Source organism: Paenibacillus sp. V4I9, from assembly GCF_030817295.1.
In the GTDB taxonomy this organism is placed as follows: Bacteria; Bacillota; Bacilli; order Paenibacillales; family NBRC-103111; genus Paenibacillus_E.
On the sequence record NZ_JAUSZE010000001.1, the window covers coordinates 2,123,743 to 2,140,923 of the forward strand.

Below are 17,181 nucleotides of genomic sequence, written 5' to 3' on the forward strand. Positions count from 1 at the left end.
TATTGTCTTCAGCAGCATCTTCGAATGAAGCGGAGAGGATTGGATAGAGATGCTCCAATATATTTTAAGAAGAATCATATTGGTAATACCCGTCGTTATTTTTATATCAATGATCGTTTTCTACATCATTCAACTGCCGCCCGGTGACTATGTATCGACTTATGCGGCTAAGATGTCTGTGGCTGGCGATGTCATGACGCAGCAGGATATGGATGAAATGAGAGCAAGCTTAAGATTGGATCAACCATGGTTTATGCAATACCTAGCGTGGATGAAAAATATTGTTTTTAATTTCGATTTCGGGTATTCGTTCAGCTATAACAGGCCTGTTATGGACGTCATATCGCAGTACATGGGGTTAACGATCATCGTCTCTTTGGTAACGATGGCCTTTACCTATGCGGTGGCGATCCCGATCGGTATTTACTGTGCGGTAAGACAATATTCGATTGGTGATTATATTTTTTCAGCCATAGGCTTTCTTGGCATGGCTACCCCTCACTTCTTGATGGCTATTATTTTAATGTACCTCTCTTATGTGTATTTTGGCGATCCCTTACTAGGACTATTTTCGAGTGAATTCGTCAATGCAGGATGGTCGATGGACAAGGTTCTTGATTTGCTGAAGCATATGATTATCCCTATTCTTGTGATTGGCTTGGCGAACACGGCAGAGTTGATTCGAGTCATGAGAGGTCAAATGCTGGACGAATTGAATAAGCCGAATGTGGTGACAGCAAGATCAAAGGGCTTATCGGAAACGAAAATATTGCTTAAATATCCGACGCGCGCTGCTATGAATCCGATCGTAAGTACTATTGGGTGGTCACTAACCTCCATTTTCACAGGTTCGACGATTACGGCAATCGTATTGAATCTACCCATTCAAGGCCCCGTTATGTATAACGCATTATTAGCCCAAGATATGTATTTGGCTGGCACCTGGTTATTGTTTATGGCTGTGTTAACGGTTATAGGGACATTAATTTCGGATATTTTATTGGCATGGCTCGATCCAAAAATTCGCACAGAGTTCAGAGGTACATAACCTATGAAAACAATTCCGATAGCAGGGAAACAGAAATTAAACGTGATCAAGCCTCAAAAAAACAGCGATGTCTATTACAGTTCACAGTGGCGTCTTATGTATCACAGGTTAAAGAAGCATAAATTAGCCCGTATCAGCTTAGTGATTCTAGCCTTGTTCTACATAGCAGCCATCTTTGCTCAGTTTATAGCGCCTTACGGGTTGGAGAGCTACGACAGTAAATATGTGAATGCGCCTCCTGCTAAAGTAAGCTTCATAGATGCCGAGGGCAAGTTTCAATTTAGACCGTTTGTATATGACCTAAAGTCAGCCAGAGACCCGGTTACACTTCGTAAAGTCTTTGTTCCAGATGAGAAGGTTCGCCATTCGATCCGCTTTTTTGTCAAGGGTGAAAGCTATAAATTTCTTGGCTTGATTCCAACGAATAGACATCTATTTGGCGTAGATCAACCTGGTCGTGTATTTATATTCGGTACGGACGGGATGGGCAGAGACTTATTATCGCGAATCGTGATGGGAAGTCAGATTTCATTAAGTATCCCTCTCATTGGCGTAACGATCAGCTTTGTCCTAGGTTTGTTTATCGGGGGTGTATCAGGGTATTTCGGAGGATGGCTCGATTCGCTCATTCAGCGTTTCATTGAAATTATTCGTTCATTTCCGACGCTTCCTCTATGGATGGCACTATCGGCTGCCATACCACCGCGTGTGCCCGTCGTAACGATGTATATCTATATTGTCATTATCTTTGCCTTTATTGGTTGGACGGAGCTGGCCAGGGTAGCAAGAGGAAAGTTTATTTCGTTGAAAAATGAAGAATATGTGCTAGCAGCAAAAATAGCCGGCGTTAGCGATGCAAAAATCATTATTAAACATCTGCTGCCTGGTTTTATCAGCTACTTGGTTGTGGCAACGACACTAGCCATACCCGGTATGATTCTCGGGGAGACAGCAATGAGCTTTCTTGGACTCGGTATTCGCTCTCCTGCTACCAGCTGGGGTGTTCTGCTTCAGGAAGCTCAACAGATCGAGAATGTCGCTTTGTATCCATGGAAGCTAATCCCCTTAGGATTTGTCATCGTTACCGTATTAACCTTTAACTTTCTAGGAGATGGATTGCGCGATGCAGCCGATCCATACAAGAAATAATCCATATTAGCGTAAGGCGAGGAGATATTATGACATCTCAAGCTTCTGTTTCACAATCCGAACAGCCCCTGCTATCCGTTCAAGACCTCAAAATTCGCATTCAAATGGATAATGGGGAAATGAAAGCTGTTGATGGCGTTGATTTTGAAATAAAAAAGGGTAAAACATTGGGTCTTGTTGGCGAATCCGGCTGTGGAAAAAGTCTGACCAGTCGAGCTATCATCGGTATTAATCCCAAAGAATGTGAAACCTCAGGGAAGATTGTTTATCACTCTACCTCTGAGAAGGCGTTAAACGATTTGGATTTGTTAGCTCTAGATTCGCGAGGAAAACAGATTCGATCGATTCGCGGACGAAAAATAGCCATGATATTTCAAGAACCCATGACGGCATTTTCGCCGATGTATACAATCGGGAATCAGATCATGGAATCCATTTTGATCCACCGCACCAAAAATAAAAAAGAGGCCAAAAAGATAGCGCTAGAAATGCTCAGTAAAGTTGGGATCTCCGATCAAGAGAAGCGGTTTGACCAATTTCCGCATGAGTTTTCCGGCGGCATGCGCCAGCGTGCGATGATCTCCATGGCTTTATCCTGCAATCCGGAACTGTTAATTGCCGATGAGCCCACGACTGCGCTGGATGTAACCATTCAAGCACAAGTGTTAGAGCTTATGAAGGGACTCCAACAGGAATTTGGTATGGCCATTCTGCTGGTGACTCATGATCTTGGGATCATAGCAGAGATGTGTGACGAAGTAGCGGTCATGTATTTGGGGAAAATTGTTGAGCAATCGACAGTAGAAGAAATTTTCAATAATCCGAAACACCCGTATACGAAGGGTCTGCTCAAATCGATGCCAAGATTAGGCGGAAATAGACATACACGTCTAGAATCGATCGAAGGAACAGTTCCGATGGCATTCAATATGCCTCCAATGTGCGGATTTTACGAACGGTGTAAGGATCGGATTGATGGTGTATGCAATAAACAGGCCGTGCCGAAAACTCGAATATCCGATAGCCATATGGTTAGATGTTTTCTTTATAAGGATGAGGGTGAAGGAGAATAAGGATGTCTAAACCTATACTGAAAGTAAATAATCTAAATAAGGATTTTCAAGTGAAATCGAAGAATAAGATGTTTAGCAAGCCTTCATCTATTCGTGTTTTGAACAACGTTTCTTTTGAACTGTTGGAAGGGGAGACCCTAAGCATTGTCGGCGAATCAGGCTGTGGAAAAACGACGCTAGGCCGTTGTATTGTGAGAGGGATGGATGCCACTTCAGGGCAAGTGATGTATCAACCTGAAGGTGAAGACCAAGTAGATTTTTTAGGGCTGCGAGGCAAAGAATTCAAGAAATATAGGAAAGATATTCAGATGATTTTTCAGGATCCCTATTCATCTCTCAGTCCGAGAATGAGCGTATACGATATTATTGCTGAGCCGCTGCTTGCCAACTTTAAGCTGTCGAAAGCACAATTGGACGACAAAGTTACCCAAATCGCAGAGAAGACCGGATTAAATGTCAGCTATCTCAAACGGTATCCTCATGCCTTTTCCGGAGGGCAAAGACAGCGTATCGCTATTGCGAGATCGCTTATTTCTCAACCGAGACTAATTGTATGTGATGAAGCTGTTTCAGCGTTAGACGTGTCCATTAAAGCACAAATCATTAATTTGCTGAAGGACCTGCAAGAGCAGCTGCAGATCACTTATATTTTCATCTCTCATGATTTATCCATCGTTCAAAACATATCCGACAGAGTAGCTGTTATGCACTTAGGGAAAATTGTGGAATTGGCGCCGGTGGATTCGTTATTTGATCATCCCAAGCATCCCTATACAGAGGCGTTATTGTCGGCTGTACCTGAGCCTGATCCGAATTATAAAAAGGATCGAATTATTCTCGAAGGAGAAGTTCCTAATCCAGCTAATCCTCCAAGCGGATGTCACTTTCATCCAAGGTGTACGTATAAGACCGATAAATGTATACAGGAAGAACCAGAGATGCAGGCCGTCGGCGAAAATCATTATGCTGCCTGCCACTATGCGAGTCAATTAAACTTACGAGGTGTAATTCATGAGTGATACGACAACGATTGATCCTAATGCTAAGAAGCTTATTGTTTTTCTGGACTGCGGAGATACCATCATTGATGAAGGAACCGAAATTAGAGATGACCATGATATTGTCATTAGTGCCAATGTGATTCCAGGGGCCGATATTATGGTGAAGACGCTTGCCGAACGTGGATATATACTAGCCATCGTAGCCGACGGTAGGGCGCAATCGTTCAAAAATATTTTAACACAAAATGGATTGTATGATTATTTTACTACGATGATTTATTCAGAGACCATTAAAGCTTCTAAACCAAGTTCCCGTATGTTTAAAGCCGCGATTGGAGCATTGGATCTCAGTGAGCAGGATTGCTCCCGTATTGTCATGGTTGGCAACAACCTGAACCGCGATATTAAAGGAGCCAATGCTATGGGGATTACGAGTATCTTCCTTAGCTGGACGCCTAGATACCCGAAATTGCACGCAGACGAAAGTGAAATACCTGATTATACGATCAACCATCCGCTGGAATTAATCGACTTGGTGGAAAAACTCAACGAAGAGTTAGGATAAATGGATGGTTGTTGAAGGGATGTTTGATCATATATGGCTAAAATTGATGAAGTAGCAAAATTAGCGAAAGTCTCAAAAGGGACAGTATCGAATGTTTTTAGCCAAAAAAGACCTACAAGCGACGAAGTGAAAGAGAGAGTCATGACGGTCTCCAGACAATTAAATTATGTGCCTAATCATATTGCGCGAAGCTTGGCTACGAAGAAAACCATGGCGATCGGGTTGACCATCCCGCATGGCAGCTTCTTTTTTAGCGCATTTCATACGCAGTTCATCAATGGCGTTATTTTGGAAGCTTCCTTTTATGGATATAGGGTTCTGCTTGATATGATTCCTGTGCAAAAGGTGAAAACACCATTCCTGTCGAGTTATCCGATTGATGGTGCTGTTGTGATGAGTCCAACGACCGATGATGACCGTATCAACCTTATGCATGGTGAACAAATCCCTTTTGTTACTGTCGGTAGAGTCATGAATACCCATATTCATAAAGCTTTCAGCGTGGATAACGACAATCACAAGATTATTGACAGCATCTGCAAGTATTTGATCGACAAGGGTCATAAAGCCATTATGTTTCTAAATGCAAATGAACTTATGACCGTGTCCATCGATAGAAAAGCAGGCTTCATTAAGGCGATGAAAGATCATCAGCTTGACGTGGAAGAACACATGATTCATCATAAGCCCGCCCTACATACAAGTGAATACATGGACTATGGCTATGCAGAAACAATTGAAATCCTTGGTAACCAGAAGATGAAAGTAACCGCGATTATTGCAGATGACGACCGCACGGCATTCAGTGTCCTTAAGGCACTCAAGGATTTGAATCTCAGAGTACCAGAAGACGTATCTTTGTTTGTCATATGCGGAGATCTCTCCATGATGGTTCAATCGAACCCATCTTTGACTAGCATGGATTTGCAGCCTTCGGAATTAGGGGCTCAATCTGTCCGATTGTTAATGCACCAACTAGGTGTTCTGCAAGGGGATTTCTCGGAAAATATGATTATTGAAAGCAAAATTATAGAAAGAAATTCTTGTCTGACGATTGATAAGTAGTTGAAGACTATATCGGGAGGGCAGCAGGATGAATAAAGAAATATGGAACGTAGGCATTATTGGCCTTGGAGGAATTGGCGATTATCATATGAACCATCTTTCGAGAATCGCGAATACGAGAGTAGCAGCCATTTGTGATGTGAATACGAAGGCCGTTCAAGAGGTCGGTGATCGATTGAACTTATTGGCTGAGAAGCGCTATAGCGATTATAAAGCCATTATTGCTGATACCGATGTTGACTTTATCATATCCGGTGTCTCGAATAAATTCCATTATGACATCTTAAAATATGCGATAGAATGCGGTAAACCGATATTTTCTGAAAAACCTTTCACACGAACGATGGAAGAAGCAGATGAATTATTAAGCTTGTATGAAAAAAATCCGATACCTTGCATGATTGGATTTTCCTACCGCTACAGACCTTGCTTTCAATACGTTAAACAGCTTGTAGAACAAGGGACTTTAGGGCGTATTCGGCATATTGCCGCTCACTATTTGCAAGAGGAAAACGCGCCAATGTTTAATAAGGAGTACACCTGGCGATTTAATAAAGAGATGGCAGGGTCAGGTATATTAGCGGATATAGGCTCTCATATGGTGGATGCGGCACGCTTTTTTGTAGGAGAATTCACGCAAGTGGCCGGTATGATGAGCACCTTTATCGATCACCGAACGGATCTGCGAACGCAGCAACTCGTTGAAGTAGACGTTGATGACTTTACCGGATTCCAGTGTGTGCTTGAAGGTGGTGTAATGGGAACGTTTTATACCCATAAAAATGCAATTGGAGCGAAAAACCAATTTCATGTTACGTTGTTTGGCGATCTGGGCACCGTCAGGATTTCAGTCGAACAACCGAATGAAGTTCATTTAACGGTTAGAGAAGGCGAAAAGCTGGAGCTTACAGAAAAAGTAATTCACTTGGACGAGAAAACGATGAAACCCATGCTGCAGGATTTTGTGGATTATTTGGAACAGGCTAACTCTCGATTACTTCCGACAATCATAGACGGATACCGTAATCAACAAGTGCTGCAAGCGATCATAGAATCAGCTAAAGACGGAGTAACGAGAAGCATATAACTGCATTCATTGTTAAAAAAGGAGCGAGTTGTATGATTAAAGTAACGATATGGAATGAATTTCTGCAAGAGCAAAGAAAAGAAGAGGTAGCCCGGATATATCCCAAAGGAATGCATGGAGCCATTGCTGATGGTATCGGGCAGGATGGCTTTGAGATTGGTTTTGCAACCTTTAATGAGCCTGAGCATGGACTAACCCAAGAAAAGCTGGATGCTACCGATGTGCTCATTTATTGGGGCCACGTAGATCATAAGGGCTTTCAGGATGATGTCGTCGATCGCATTTGTGACCGTGTACATAAGGGGATGGGGCTGGTTGTCCTGCATTCAGGCCACCATTCCAAGCTATTCCGCAAGCTAATGGGGACCTCTTGCGATCTGCTTTGGAGAGAAGCGGATGAGAAAGAGCGGCTTTGGGTTGTTGATCCATCGCACCCTATCGTAGAAGGAATTGGCCCCTTCATAGATTTGCCAGAAGAGGAGATGTACGGAGAGCATTTTGATATTCCCGTACCTGATGAATTAATCTTCGTCAGTTGGTTTGAGGGTGGCGAAGTGTTCCGCAGCGGCTGTACGTACCGTCGCGGTCAAGGCCGAATTTTCTATTTCCGTCCAGGACATGAGACTTATCCTACCTATCACAACAAAGATGTTCAGCGCGTGATCGCCAATGCGGTAAAATGGACAGCCCCGGTTATAAGAGAAAAAACGTTTTACGGACATCATTCTCCTCTGGAGGAAATTAAGAAGTAATTGATAACGACACCTTTGAGGTGTCGTTTTTTTGTCGAAAAAGATTTGCTTCAGGTAAGCATGAATCGACATACGGAATGAAAGATTTGGAATATGATAGATTTGTAGATAATGGAGTGATTAATTAATCATTGAAGGGGTTGATCGTTTTGGGCAAAAGCAAAATAGAAATATCCTCAAAAGGTATCGAAAAAACTCTTCGTAAGTTTGATTATTTGCAAGCAATTTCTGAATATATTTGGAATGGATTCGACGCTCAAGCTACTGTTGTAGATGTTAAGCTTCATAAGAATATTCTAGGCGGCATAGATCAAATTGTCATTGCTGATAATGGTTATGGCATAGATAGGAGAGAATTAGATCGGAAGTTTACGCCATTTTTTGAATCAGAGAAGCAAGTTGATCCTGAAAAGCGAGTCAGAACGACTTCTGCCATGCATGGAAAGAATGGAATCGGTCGATTAACCTTCCATCACTTTGCTTCAGATGCAACATGGAAAACGACCTATTTGGATGGCCTTCTTAAAAATACGTATACCATTCGTATTCATTCGAAAAATTTGGATACCTATGAGGTTACGAATAAAATACTAACAGATGAAGATTCAGGGACGACGGTAACTTTTCATAATATCATGAAAGACTTTGTATATGAGGATTTGTTGACTTTTTTATGTAAGGAATTTGGATGGTTCCTGGAACTTCATTCTGACAAACATTTCGATGTTAGATTGGATGGCGTATCCTTAGACTATTCGTGCGTTATAGCCGAAAGAGAATGTTTTAAAATCGTTCATGAGCCTACACAAACGGAGTTTGAAATCAAATATGTTCGTTGGAATGATCGAATCAATCATGAATATTCCAAGCTTTACTTTATCGATTCGAATTTAGCGGAGAAGCATAAGCAGCCGACAACTTTTAATAATAAAGGCGATTCCTTCTATCATAGTGTTTATATTCAAAGTAAAGGATTCGATCATTTTGGTTTTGATAGTGAAGACAACGGTGGACAACTGGAATTATCTTTTGGAGCAAGCAGAAAAAGCGACGCGTTTCAATTTTTACTTGAAGAAATCAACACGTTTATTAAGCAAAAAAGGAAGCCCTATTTAGGATTATTTGCTGATCATGTAATTGAAGACTTTACGGAATCCAAGGCTTTTCCTACTTTTAAAGACGAACCTGAGGATAATACTAGAAAAGAAGAGCTGGAATCTGTCATCAGGGAAATGTGTCAACTAGAACCAAGAGTGTTTGCACGCTTAAATCCAGAACAGAAAAAATTGGTGGCTCATCTTATTCACTTAGCGATGGGTTCAAATGAGCGACAACGATTGTTGGAGGCTTTATGAGGTACATGACTTGGTCCGATCATGTTATGATAGATGCTGTTAAGTAAGCCGAAGACAGCGACCATCTATCTGAAACAAGGAGAATGAGCCAACGTGCACTTATTCAGCTATTTTACAGAAGTCGAAGAGAAGTTGTTTCTTGCTACTAGTGAGGACGGTTACCATTGGAACGAATTGAACGACGGGCGCCCTATTTGGGAATCACCGATTGGCACGAAGCAGCTGCGTGATCCGTTTATAATGGAAGACGCAGAAGGGAAGTTTCACCTCGTATGGACGGACGGTTGGCAGAGCAAGAGCATAGGCTGCGCATGGTCCATGGACCTTATCCATTGGCACGATGCTAAACTCATTCCAGTGATGGAACACCTTGCGGAAACCCAGAATACTTGGGCGCCGGAAATTTTCTACGACACATGCAAGCAAGCCTACCGGATTGTATGGTCTTCTACGGTAGGAGCAGGTCCGAGAAATCACAGAATTTGGTCTTCGACGACAACTGACTTTCAGGATTTCTCGGAAGCGCAGATCTTCTTCGATCCGGGTTATAACGTTATTGATGCCACCATTACGGATCTAGATGATCGTTATTTGATGCTTTTTAAAGATGAACGCGGTCTTAATGAGAATGGGACTACGAATAAAGCCATTCGTTCCTGTATCATGGCGAAGGAAGATAGTGACCGCCCGTCGGTCAACCACATCTCCGAACTGATAACCCCGGCGCTTACGGAAGGACCGACGCTCTATAACGTGGAGAGAAACGGCGGCAAGGAATGGATTCTGCTAGTAGACGGATTTCAAGAGCATTATTATGGAGCTTACCATTCTACAGACCTGATGACCTGGAACAATATTACGGAACAAGTGAATGTGCCCAAGGGTGCTAGACATGGCTCGGTCATAAAGCTGAATAAGGGGTTATCCCTAAAGTAAAAACAAAGAAATGAGATGGCAAGGTTCTTGCCTACTCATTTTTTTGTTTCCTGTCAATTGCATGGGAAAGTCACCCGACTTCGATACTTTATTACAGCTATAAACTACCGTGTTGTTCTACGGCCTCAATTACTTTCAGTCGAGTATCTAGATTCACCGGATGACCATAGGCAAGTTCCAGTGCCCATAAGACTGCGCCAGTTGCGGGCGGGACTTGTAGAAGAATGTAATTGCAGCTGTGATTGGTCAAGTTGGCAATATGATTTTTGAAGTTTTGGAGCAGCAAAGGACTTTCAGCTTTGACCCAAACTGAGCCTGCCAGAATGATATCGACTTCATGTTCAAAATCCAGATTGTGCATGCAGCCAACCGTGGAGTAGGCCAGTTGTTTGCCCGTATTATCTAGAATATTCAGAGCTACGGAATCCCCGTTATCTGCCGCGGAGAACAGGATTTGCACCAGCTTGGTGGTGGGAATTGTTCGCTTTTGTATGCCGTTCAAGGTGTATTCAATGAACAATTCTTTACTGGGAATTTGCAGCAGCTTCATGACGGGTTCAGTCATCCCGGTTTCCGGCCCCATCCGATAGAAAAAGTCATATACAGCCCGAAGTACTTTTCTGGCTAGAAAGAACCCCCCAGCTTCATCCCCAGATAGCTCACTGCCAACACCACCTACTTGAAGGCGCTTTCCACTTGGAGAAATCCCGCCCGTAGAGGAGCCAGAGCCATTAATGGAGCAAATGCCGAAGCCCTTTTCACTGCCTGCTTTAACACCCAGGAATGAGTCGTTGTCTATGGCATAGTGAGTAAAGCCGATATGCTCAATAACATGGCATAAATTTTCCTTCTGGGATGGAATGTCAGCACCAGCTAATCCGAAGGCACCTGCTGCAATGTGATCCATAGTTAACTGATTGCGCGTCAGCAAATGCTGAATATTTTCATTCATGATTCTGAATGAGCTCAGGTATGCGTCGGGGAATTGCTCGTGACTACATGTACCTGTATGAATATGGTCTACAAAGTTCCCCTGGATATCAAATAGAAAGTAGTCCGTTTTACTGTTGCCGCCGTCGACACCGATAATGTAGTTTTTATCGATCATGACTATTCACTTTAGCGAAAAACTGCGGGAGGTAGTCTCTGTGGGCTTCCTTCAACTCATTGAAACAGTGATGCGCAGCATCATAGTCACCGACCAATGGATTCATCAATAGGGCGCGCATGGCGGCATCTTCGCTGCCGTTCACTGCAGCAGCTACAGTTTCACGCTCATAGGCTTTGACCATACGCATATAATCGATGATATGTTGATTATTGAAATCTTTAACTTTGATCGGTGTGGCGCCATTTTTACCAATAACAGCACACACTTCAACCGCATCGGAGTCTTCCATGAAATCTAGTGCCCCGTTATTAAGCAGGTTGACCACATGGACCTCTTGTTTATCGTTATAGATGGCATCGACTAAGCTGATGGCCACTTCCGAATAATTGGCACCGCCGCGAGTAGAAAGCAGTTCTGGCTTTGAATGCAGTTCGGAATCCAAGTAGATGTTTAGCAGCTCCACTTCAATCTGCATACATTTCTCGCCTCGGGTTAATTCGCTTTCTTTCAGCAATTTCAGCTTCTTCTCTTTGAAGTAATAATATTCCAAATAAGAAGAAGGTATAGCTCCCACCATCTGAACGACCTCTTTACTGAATCCACTTGAAGGAATATTCTTCATCGCTTCACTGTTAAGTCCCATATCAAGTGCCGTTTTCACATAATCCTTACCGTCCTGCTCAATCGTCGTAATCCAGCTTAAATGGTTAAGTCCCACATAGGTAAAGCTAGCATGGTTTAATTGCAAGGTTTCACGAATGCTTTTGAACATGTTGAAAGGGACATTGCACAGACCAAGCATCTTCACCTTGGAATGGTTGAGAAGAGCTTCTGTAATGATTCCAGCTGGATTGGAGAAATTGATGAGCCAAGCATCCGGACACAGTTCTTGCATACGGTCGGCAATATGAAGCATAACGGGAATCGTACGCATGGCTTTGAAAAAACCACCGATTCCGCAGGTTTCTTGCCCGATTAAATCGTATTGGAGAGGAATGGTCTCGTCGAGTACGCGGGCAGGCAGCTTACCCACACGAATTTGTGACAACACAAAATCCGAATTCTGCAGTGCTTCATCCAAGTTTTCAGTTAAGATCACTCGACACGGGATATTCGCTGCTTGTATCATGCGTTCACAGAGTTTTCCTACAATTCCTAGCTTTCTTGCGTCAATATCCATAAGCACTAGTTCATCTATTGGTAATACGTCTTTTCGTTTAATCATTCCTTCAATCAGTTCTGGGGTGTAGGTGCTTCCTGATCCAATAATCGCTATTTTCAATTTTTTATTCATCCATGCATTCACCCTTCCTATTCAGCTCAATCTCGCTGCTATTATAGCATCGCATTCAGAAACGCTGCAATATAAATTGGTGTTTAATTTCATTTTGGGTGATTTATTCTGAAAATAAATTTCTTAACTTATTATTCAAAATTGTTTACTATTTTAGATATTAATCTTGTTTTTTCGAGCAATTATACGTATGATGAGATTAAAATTTTAGCTCAGAGAAAATAGGGTGAACAGAGAATATATATGTCAATTAATGATAATATTTTGATAAAGATTCGTGATATGAAAGATAGCCTAACACCTGTAGAGAAGTTGGTAGCCGAGTACGTTTTGGAGAATTTAGAGGAAATCCCGCATCTTTCGATTAAGAGCCTTGCCGGGCTGACGAAGACCAGTGACGCATCCGTTCTTCGTTTCTGTAAAACAATGGGGTATAAAGGTTACCGGAACTTTATTGTAAGTATCTCAGCTTCAATTGGATCAATGGATGATGATGAGAAGGACCAGTACACCGATATACAACCAGGGGATGATCTATCCGTCATTATCTCTAATATTTCTCGTAATAATAGTAAATCTATTGAAGACACCCTCAGTGTCATCGATAAAAATGAAATAGCCCGTGCTGTAAAAGTTCTGCGTGAAAGTAATCGTATTGCTTTTTTCGGAATTGGAGCTTCCGGTCTGGTCGGTATTGATGCGGAGCAGAAATTTTCACGGATCAACAAGATGTGCCATACCTACACGGACGGGCACAGCCAGCTCACGGCAGCTACACTGCTGGACAAAAGTGATGTGGCCATCTTTATTTCGAATTCCGGCAGTACGGTGGAAATTCTGGATTCACTAGAAATAGCCAAAAAGAATGGCGCATGCATTATTGCCATTACCAAATATAATAAAAGCGAGTTAGCAGATAAGGCGAATATCGTCTTGAGCATCTCTACACCAGAGGTAACCATCAGAAGCGGTGCTATGGGTTCGCGAATTGCTATGCTGACGGTAATTGATATTCTTTTTGCTGGCGTAGCTAGTGCGGAATACAAGAAAGTGAAGAAATATTTAGCTAAAACGCACGATATTATAGCCAGCAGCAAACATCGCAAATAAAAGACAAAGACAACGCCTTAGCCAGATAAAGTCGTTGTCTTTTTTTTGTTGTAAAATAAAATAAAAAATCAAAAGTTTATTGTAAAAAGAAATAAAATTTCAAAAACTATTGACCATCATGAAATATTTCGCTAGTATGAAATTAGAAATTGAAACAAACAGGATAGGAGGATGGCTATGGATGAGTATCTGTCGGGGTTGACTACGGAAGAGATTAACGAGAAAACACTGACTATGGATGAATGTACAACGGAACAAATGCTGCGTTTAATGAATGAGCAGGATGCTGAGGTTCCCGCTGCAGTGGGAGCAGAGATACCGCAAATTATGAAAGCGGTTGATATTTTACATCATGTTCTGAAAAACGGTGGCAGAATGTTCTACGTAGGAGCTGGATCTTCTGGCAGACTCGGTGTGCTCGACGCTTCTGAATGTCCTCCTACTTTTGGTATTGACCCCATGTTCGTGCAAGGTCATATTGCCGGTGGCGATGGGGCACTAAGAATTGCAGTTGAAGGTTTTGAGGACAACGCGGAGGAGGGGATCGCACTCATTGAACGGTGCGGTGTGACAGACAAGGATGCTGTTATCGGAATTACGGCCAGTGGAAGCGCGCAATTCGTCATTGCCAGTTTGAAAAAAGCGAAGGAAATTGGTGCAGCAACGATCGGCGTAGTGAATAACAAAAATTCGAAATTAGAGCCTGTCTGTGATGTGTGTATTGCGCCTGTGGTTGGGCCGGAAGCGATTATGGGATCTACCCGATTGAAAGCGGGGACAGCACAGAAGCTGGTTCTTAACATGCTGACGACCTGTACGATGGTGAAGCTTGGAAAGACGTATAACAACCTCATGGTAGACATGAAGGCAAGCAATAACAAATTGTATGATCGCTCTGTTCGAATCATTAGGGCAGCAACAGGGGTAGATGAAAAGTGCGCTATTGCGCATTTGGAAAGCGCTTCCATGAATTGCAAATTAGCGATTATGATGATAAAAACCGGTTTGAATGCAGCGGAAGCAGAACAAGCATTGAATCAATGCGATGGCCGTTTGAAAACAGCCATACGTACTTTTAGCAAAGTTGTGTGAAAAACTCAATATAAAAAGGAGAGACTTTGAGCTACGCTCAAAGATCCCTATAAATGGAGGTCTATTTTTATGAAAAGAAAAATGCCCGTATTAGCATCTGTCGTAGCTTTAACCATGGCTTTAACAGCTTGTGGTGGTACTTCCGGTACGAAAGCAACAAGTACACCTACAGGTACTGCTGCTCCAGCGGCTACGGCTGGAGCCTCAACAGCTAAAGACACCATTACTGCTTTGCTGCCGCCGGTTTCACCGAACTACCAAAAGACTTTCGAACAAATGTCGAAAGACTTTACGGCATTGTATCCGAATCTGACTTTGAAAATCGAACCGGCAAGCTGGGAAGATATGAAACAGAAATTGGATACACAAGTGAATGCGGGCAGCCCGCCGGATATTGCGTTCGGAGGCTCTGACGGCATCCCTAAGTATCTGCAGCAAGGTTTACTCATGGACATCACGGATTCAGCTACTCCTGAGATGATTAACGATTATGAGAAAGCACCGCTTGAATACATGAAAAATGGCAAAGGACTTTACGGCTTCCCAGCGTACATGGAAGTTCACGCACTGGGCGGTAACAAAGCGTACTTGGAAAAGGCCGGCATCGATTGGAAAAAAGTACAAACGAGCGGTTGGACGTACGATGAATTCCGTCAAGCGATCAAAAAAGGCCTCGTAACTGAAAATGGCAAAACGCGCTATGGTTTCGTGTTCGCTGTTAAAGGTGTTGCTGCCGTTGACTACTTGGGTATCATGGCGAAAAATGCCGGCATGCCTCATGCGTTTAATAAAGATTTGAAATATGCTTACACTAGCAAAAACTACTTAGGATTGCTCAAAGATCTTCGTCAGCTGATTGATGACGGCTCCATGCCGAAAGAACTTAGCTCTGTAGACGCTGGTAAGCGTTGGAACATGTTCCTGACAGGTCAAACCATGATCACAGGTAAAGGGCTTGCCGTATTTGAAAATTCCGCAAAAACAAATAACGCAAAGCTTAAAGCAAACGATGCTAGTGCTGTAAAAGAGAGCATCCCGGTTGATTATGTTGTATTGCCGGCTCCGACTTTCCAAGGTGCAAAACCATCATTCGCTACTGTCGTTGACGGTTACATGACGTTCCGCGGTAAAAAGGAACCTACGGCTGAGCACAAAGCGAATGTCGTAAAAGCTGCATACTTCTTAGCTAGCGGTAAAAATGCTGCAGCAACAAACAGTGATCTGTTCTCTGCACACATTACACAAAGCGGTAAAAAAGCGGCTGAAAGCATGAAAATTGACAGAAGCCCTGAGAACATCGCTGCTGTTGACTACATGCTGAAAAATGCAACACCGGCTCGTTCGGATATCCCTACAGAACTTGGTGCTAAAGCAATTAAATTGGAAACAGAAGTTATCGTGCCTAAGTTCCAAGGTCTAATCGCAGGTGAAATTACTCCTGAAGCGATGTATGAAGCTGTGAAAACCGCTGCGATTGCTGCATTTGGCGCAGACGGCATTGTGAAAGATTAATGATAAGTTGTAAACCTCGGATAGTCGTGATGCTTGTTACGCGGCTATCCGAACTATTTTAATCCGAGTTTTTTGAAACGGGGTTTGACAGAATGGCTACTCATATCGCTAAACCGATGAAAAGAAGGAGAATCAGAGGAGAAGGAGTTTGGGGATATGCATTCATTGCCGTCGCTTTGGTCGTTTTTGCGATGTTCACCGCATATCCGGTCGTAAGCGCGTTTATCATTAGTCTCCAAGAATACAAGCCTCTTGGTTCTACCTATGTTGGATTTGACAATTATGTTTCTACGGTGAAAGACGGTTTGTTTTGGCAAGCAATGCGCAATACCGTCGTCTATACGCTTTTGACAGTGCCTGTTAACTTGATCTTGTCCATGGTGATCGCGATTATGATTCTGCCGCTCAGGAAAAAAACACAGGGCTTTTTCAAAGGTGTTTATTACTTGCCTGTTGTTGCTTCAGGTGTTGCTTTATCCGTCGTATGGCTTTGGATCTTCGATCCAATGGAAGGCGGGATTTTGAACCAGTTGATTCATTTCTTTGGCATTAGCAATCAGAATTGGCTTGGCTCAAGTAAAACGTCGATGTTTTCTTTGGTTCTGATGTCCTGGTTGTCCAGTCATGGCACAAGCATTATCATCTACCTGGCCGGTCTACTCGGCATTGATGATACGTATTACGAGGCAGCGGAAATGGACGGAGCGAACTTTTTTCAAAAGCTGTGGCACATTGTTGTTCCTTCTTTGAAACCAGCTACGTTATTCCTTTTGGTGACGGGTGTTATCGGTTCTTTCCAAGTGTTCCAAAACGCGTACCTGATGACCGGTGGCGGTCCGAACAATGCGACTACCATGGTTGGTCTACTGATTTTCAATAATGCATTTACTTATTTTGAATTCGGTAAAGCAGCGGCGCAATCGCTGATTCTAGCTGTTATTATCGCGGGAATTTCGGTTATTCAGTTCAGATATGCAGGAAAAGATGTCGAGTATTAAGAGCGGAGAGACTTTGAGCTCCGCTCAAAGATC

Annotated in this window: 16 protein-coding genes; 14 read left to right on the forward strand and 2 right to left on the reverse strand. The window is 42.8% G+C overall.

Going from position 1 to position 17,181, the window contains the following annotated elements:
- Positions 1 to 49 precede the first annotated feature (49 nt).
- From QFZ81_RS09720 to QFZ81_RS09765, 10 genes are all read left to right on the forward strand, one after another.
- On the forward strand, positions 50 to 1,048 hold the full coding sequence (locus tag QFZ81_RS09720) for an ABC transporter permease (RefSeq protein ID WP_307445007.1): 999 nt from the start codon (positions 50 to 52) through the stop codon (positions 1,046 to 1,048).
- 3 nt (positions 1,049 to 1,051) lie between these two features.
- Positions 1,052 to 2,197 (forward strand): ABC transporter permease, encoded by a 1,146-nt coding sequence (locus QFZ81_RS09725; protein WP_307445006.1) that lies wholly within the window; start codon positions 1,052 to 1,054, stop codon positions 2,195 to 2,197.
- 29 nt (positions 2,198 to 2,226) lie between these two features.
- Positions 2,227 to 3,270 carry an ABC transporter ATP-binding protein gene (locus QFZ81_RS09730; protein WP_307445005.1) on the forward strand — a complete coding sequence of 348 codons (1,044 nt, stop codon included), beginning with the start codon at positions 2,227 to 2,229 and terminating at the stop codon, positions 3,268 to 3,270.
- Between the two features lie 2 nt (positions 3,271 to 3,272).
- Positions 3,273 to 4,289, forward strand: a complete 1,017-nt coding sequence (locus tag QFZ81_RS09735) for an ABC transporter ATP-binding protein (protein WP_307445004.1) — start codon at positions 3,273 to 3,275, stop codon at positions 4,287 to 4,289.
- Positions 4,282 to 4,836, forward strand: a complete 555-nt coding sequence (locus tag QFZ81_RS09740; RefSeq protein WP_307602537.1) for an HAD family hydrolase — start codon at positions 4,282 to 4,284, stop codon at positions 4,834 to 4,836. The genes QFZ81_RS09735 and QFZ81_RS09740 overlap by 8 nt, the downstream gene beginning before the upstream one ends.
- A gap of 33 nt (positions 4,837 to 4,869) precedes the next feature.
- Positions 4,870 to 5,901: a LacI family DNA-binding transcriptional regulator gene (locus QFZ81_RS09745; protein WP_307602539.1), complete on the forward strand. Its 1,032-nt coding sequence runs from the start codon at positions 4,870 to 4,872 to the stop codon at positions 5,899 to 5,901.
- A 28-nt stretch (positions 5,902 to 5,929) separates the two neighbouring features.
- Positions 5,930 to 6,988: a Gfo/Idh/MocA family protein gene (locus QFZ81_RS09750; protein ID WP_307602541.1), complete on the forward strand. Its 1,059-nt coding sequence runs from the start codon at positions 5,930 to 5,932 to the stop codon at positions 6,986 to 6,988.
- 32 nt (positions 6,989 to 7,020) lie between these two features.
- Entirely contained in the window at positions 7,021 to 7,740 is a 720-nt protein-coding gene (locus tag QFZ81_RS09755; protein ID WP_307444998.1) for a ThuA domain-containing protein, read from the forward strand.
- A gap of 149 nt (positions 7,741 to 7,889) precedes the next feature.
- A complete protein-coding gene (locus QFZ81_RS09760; RefSeq protein WP_307444996.1) occupies positions 7,890 to 9,095 on the forward strand; it encodes an ATP-binding protein in 1,206 nt (401 codons plus the stop codon).
- A gap of 93 nt (positions 9,096 to 9,188) precedes the next feature.
- Positions 9,189 to 10,031 carry a glycoside hydrolase family 43 protein gene (locus QFZ81_RS09765; protein WP_307602543.1) on the forward strand — a complete coding sequence of 281 codons (843 nt, stop codon included), beginning with the start codon at positions 9,189 to 9,191 and terminating at the stop codon, positions 10,029 to 10,031.
- Between the two features lie 97 nt (positions 10,032 to 10,128).
- On the opposite strand, the gene QFZ81_RS09770 is transcribed toward QFZ81_RS09765, so the two are convergent.
- Together QFZ81_RS09770 and QFZ81_RS09775 are read right to left on the reverse strand one after the other, a co-directional pair.
- Positions 10,129 to 11,139 (reverse strand): BadF/BadG/BcrA/BcrD ATPase family protein, encoded by a 1,011-nt coding sequence (locus tag QFZ81_RS09770; RefSeq protein WP_307602545.1) that lies wholly within the window; start codon positions 11,137 to 11,139, stop codon positions 10,129 to 10,131.
- On the reverse strand, positions 11,129 to 12,436 hold the full coding sequence (locus tag QFZ81_RS09775; RefSeq protein WP_307602547.1) for a 6-phospho-beta-glucosidase: 1,308 nt from the start codon (positions 12,434 to 12,436) through the stop codon (positions 11,129 to 11,131). Before QFZ81_RS09775 ends, QFZ81_RS09770 begins: the two co-directional genes overlap by 11 nt.
- Positions 12,437 to 12,679: 243 nt before the next feature.
- Between QFZ81_RS09775 and QFZ81_RS09780 the strand changes: the two genes are divergently transcribed.
- The 4 genes from QFZ81_RS09780 to QFZ81_RS09795 all read left to right on the forward strand — a co-directional run bounded on the left by QFZ81_RS09780 (position 12,680) and on the right by QFZ81_RS09795 (position 17,148).
- Complete coding sequence (locus tag QFZ81_RS09780; protein WP_307444989.1) at positions 12,680 to 13,546, forward strand: MurR/RpiR family transcriptional regulator; 867 nt, start codon at positions 12,680 to 12,682, stop codon at positions 13,544 to 13,546.
- A gap of 177 nt (positions 13,547 to 13,723) precedes the next feature.
- Entirely contained in the window at positions 13,724 to 14,638 is a 915-nt protein-coding gene (gene murQ / locus QFZ81_RS09785) for an N-acetylmuramic acid 6-phosphate etherase (RefSeq protein ID WP_307444987.1), read from the forward strand.
- A 69-nt stretch (positions 14,639 to 14,707) separates the two neighbouring features.
- Positions 14,708 to 16,150 (forward strand): ABC transporter substrate-binding protein, encoded by a 1,443-nt coding sequence (locus tag QFZ81_RS09790; protein ID WP_307602549.1) that lies wholly within the window; start codon positions 14,708 to 14,710, stop codon positions 16,148 to 16,150.
- A gap of 92 nt (positions 16,151 to 16,242) precedes the next feature.
- Positions 16,243 to 17,148, forward strand: coding sequence for a carbohydrate ABC transporter permease (locus QFZ81_RS09795; RefSeq protein ID WP_307444983.1), 906 nt, complete (start codon positions 16,243 to 16,245; stop codon positions 17,146 to 17,148).
- Positions 17,149 to 17,181 lie beyond the last annotated feature (33 nt).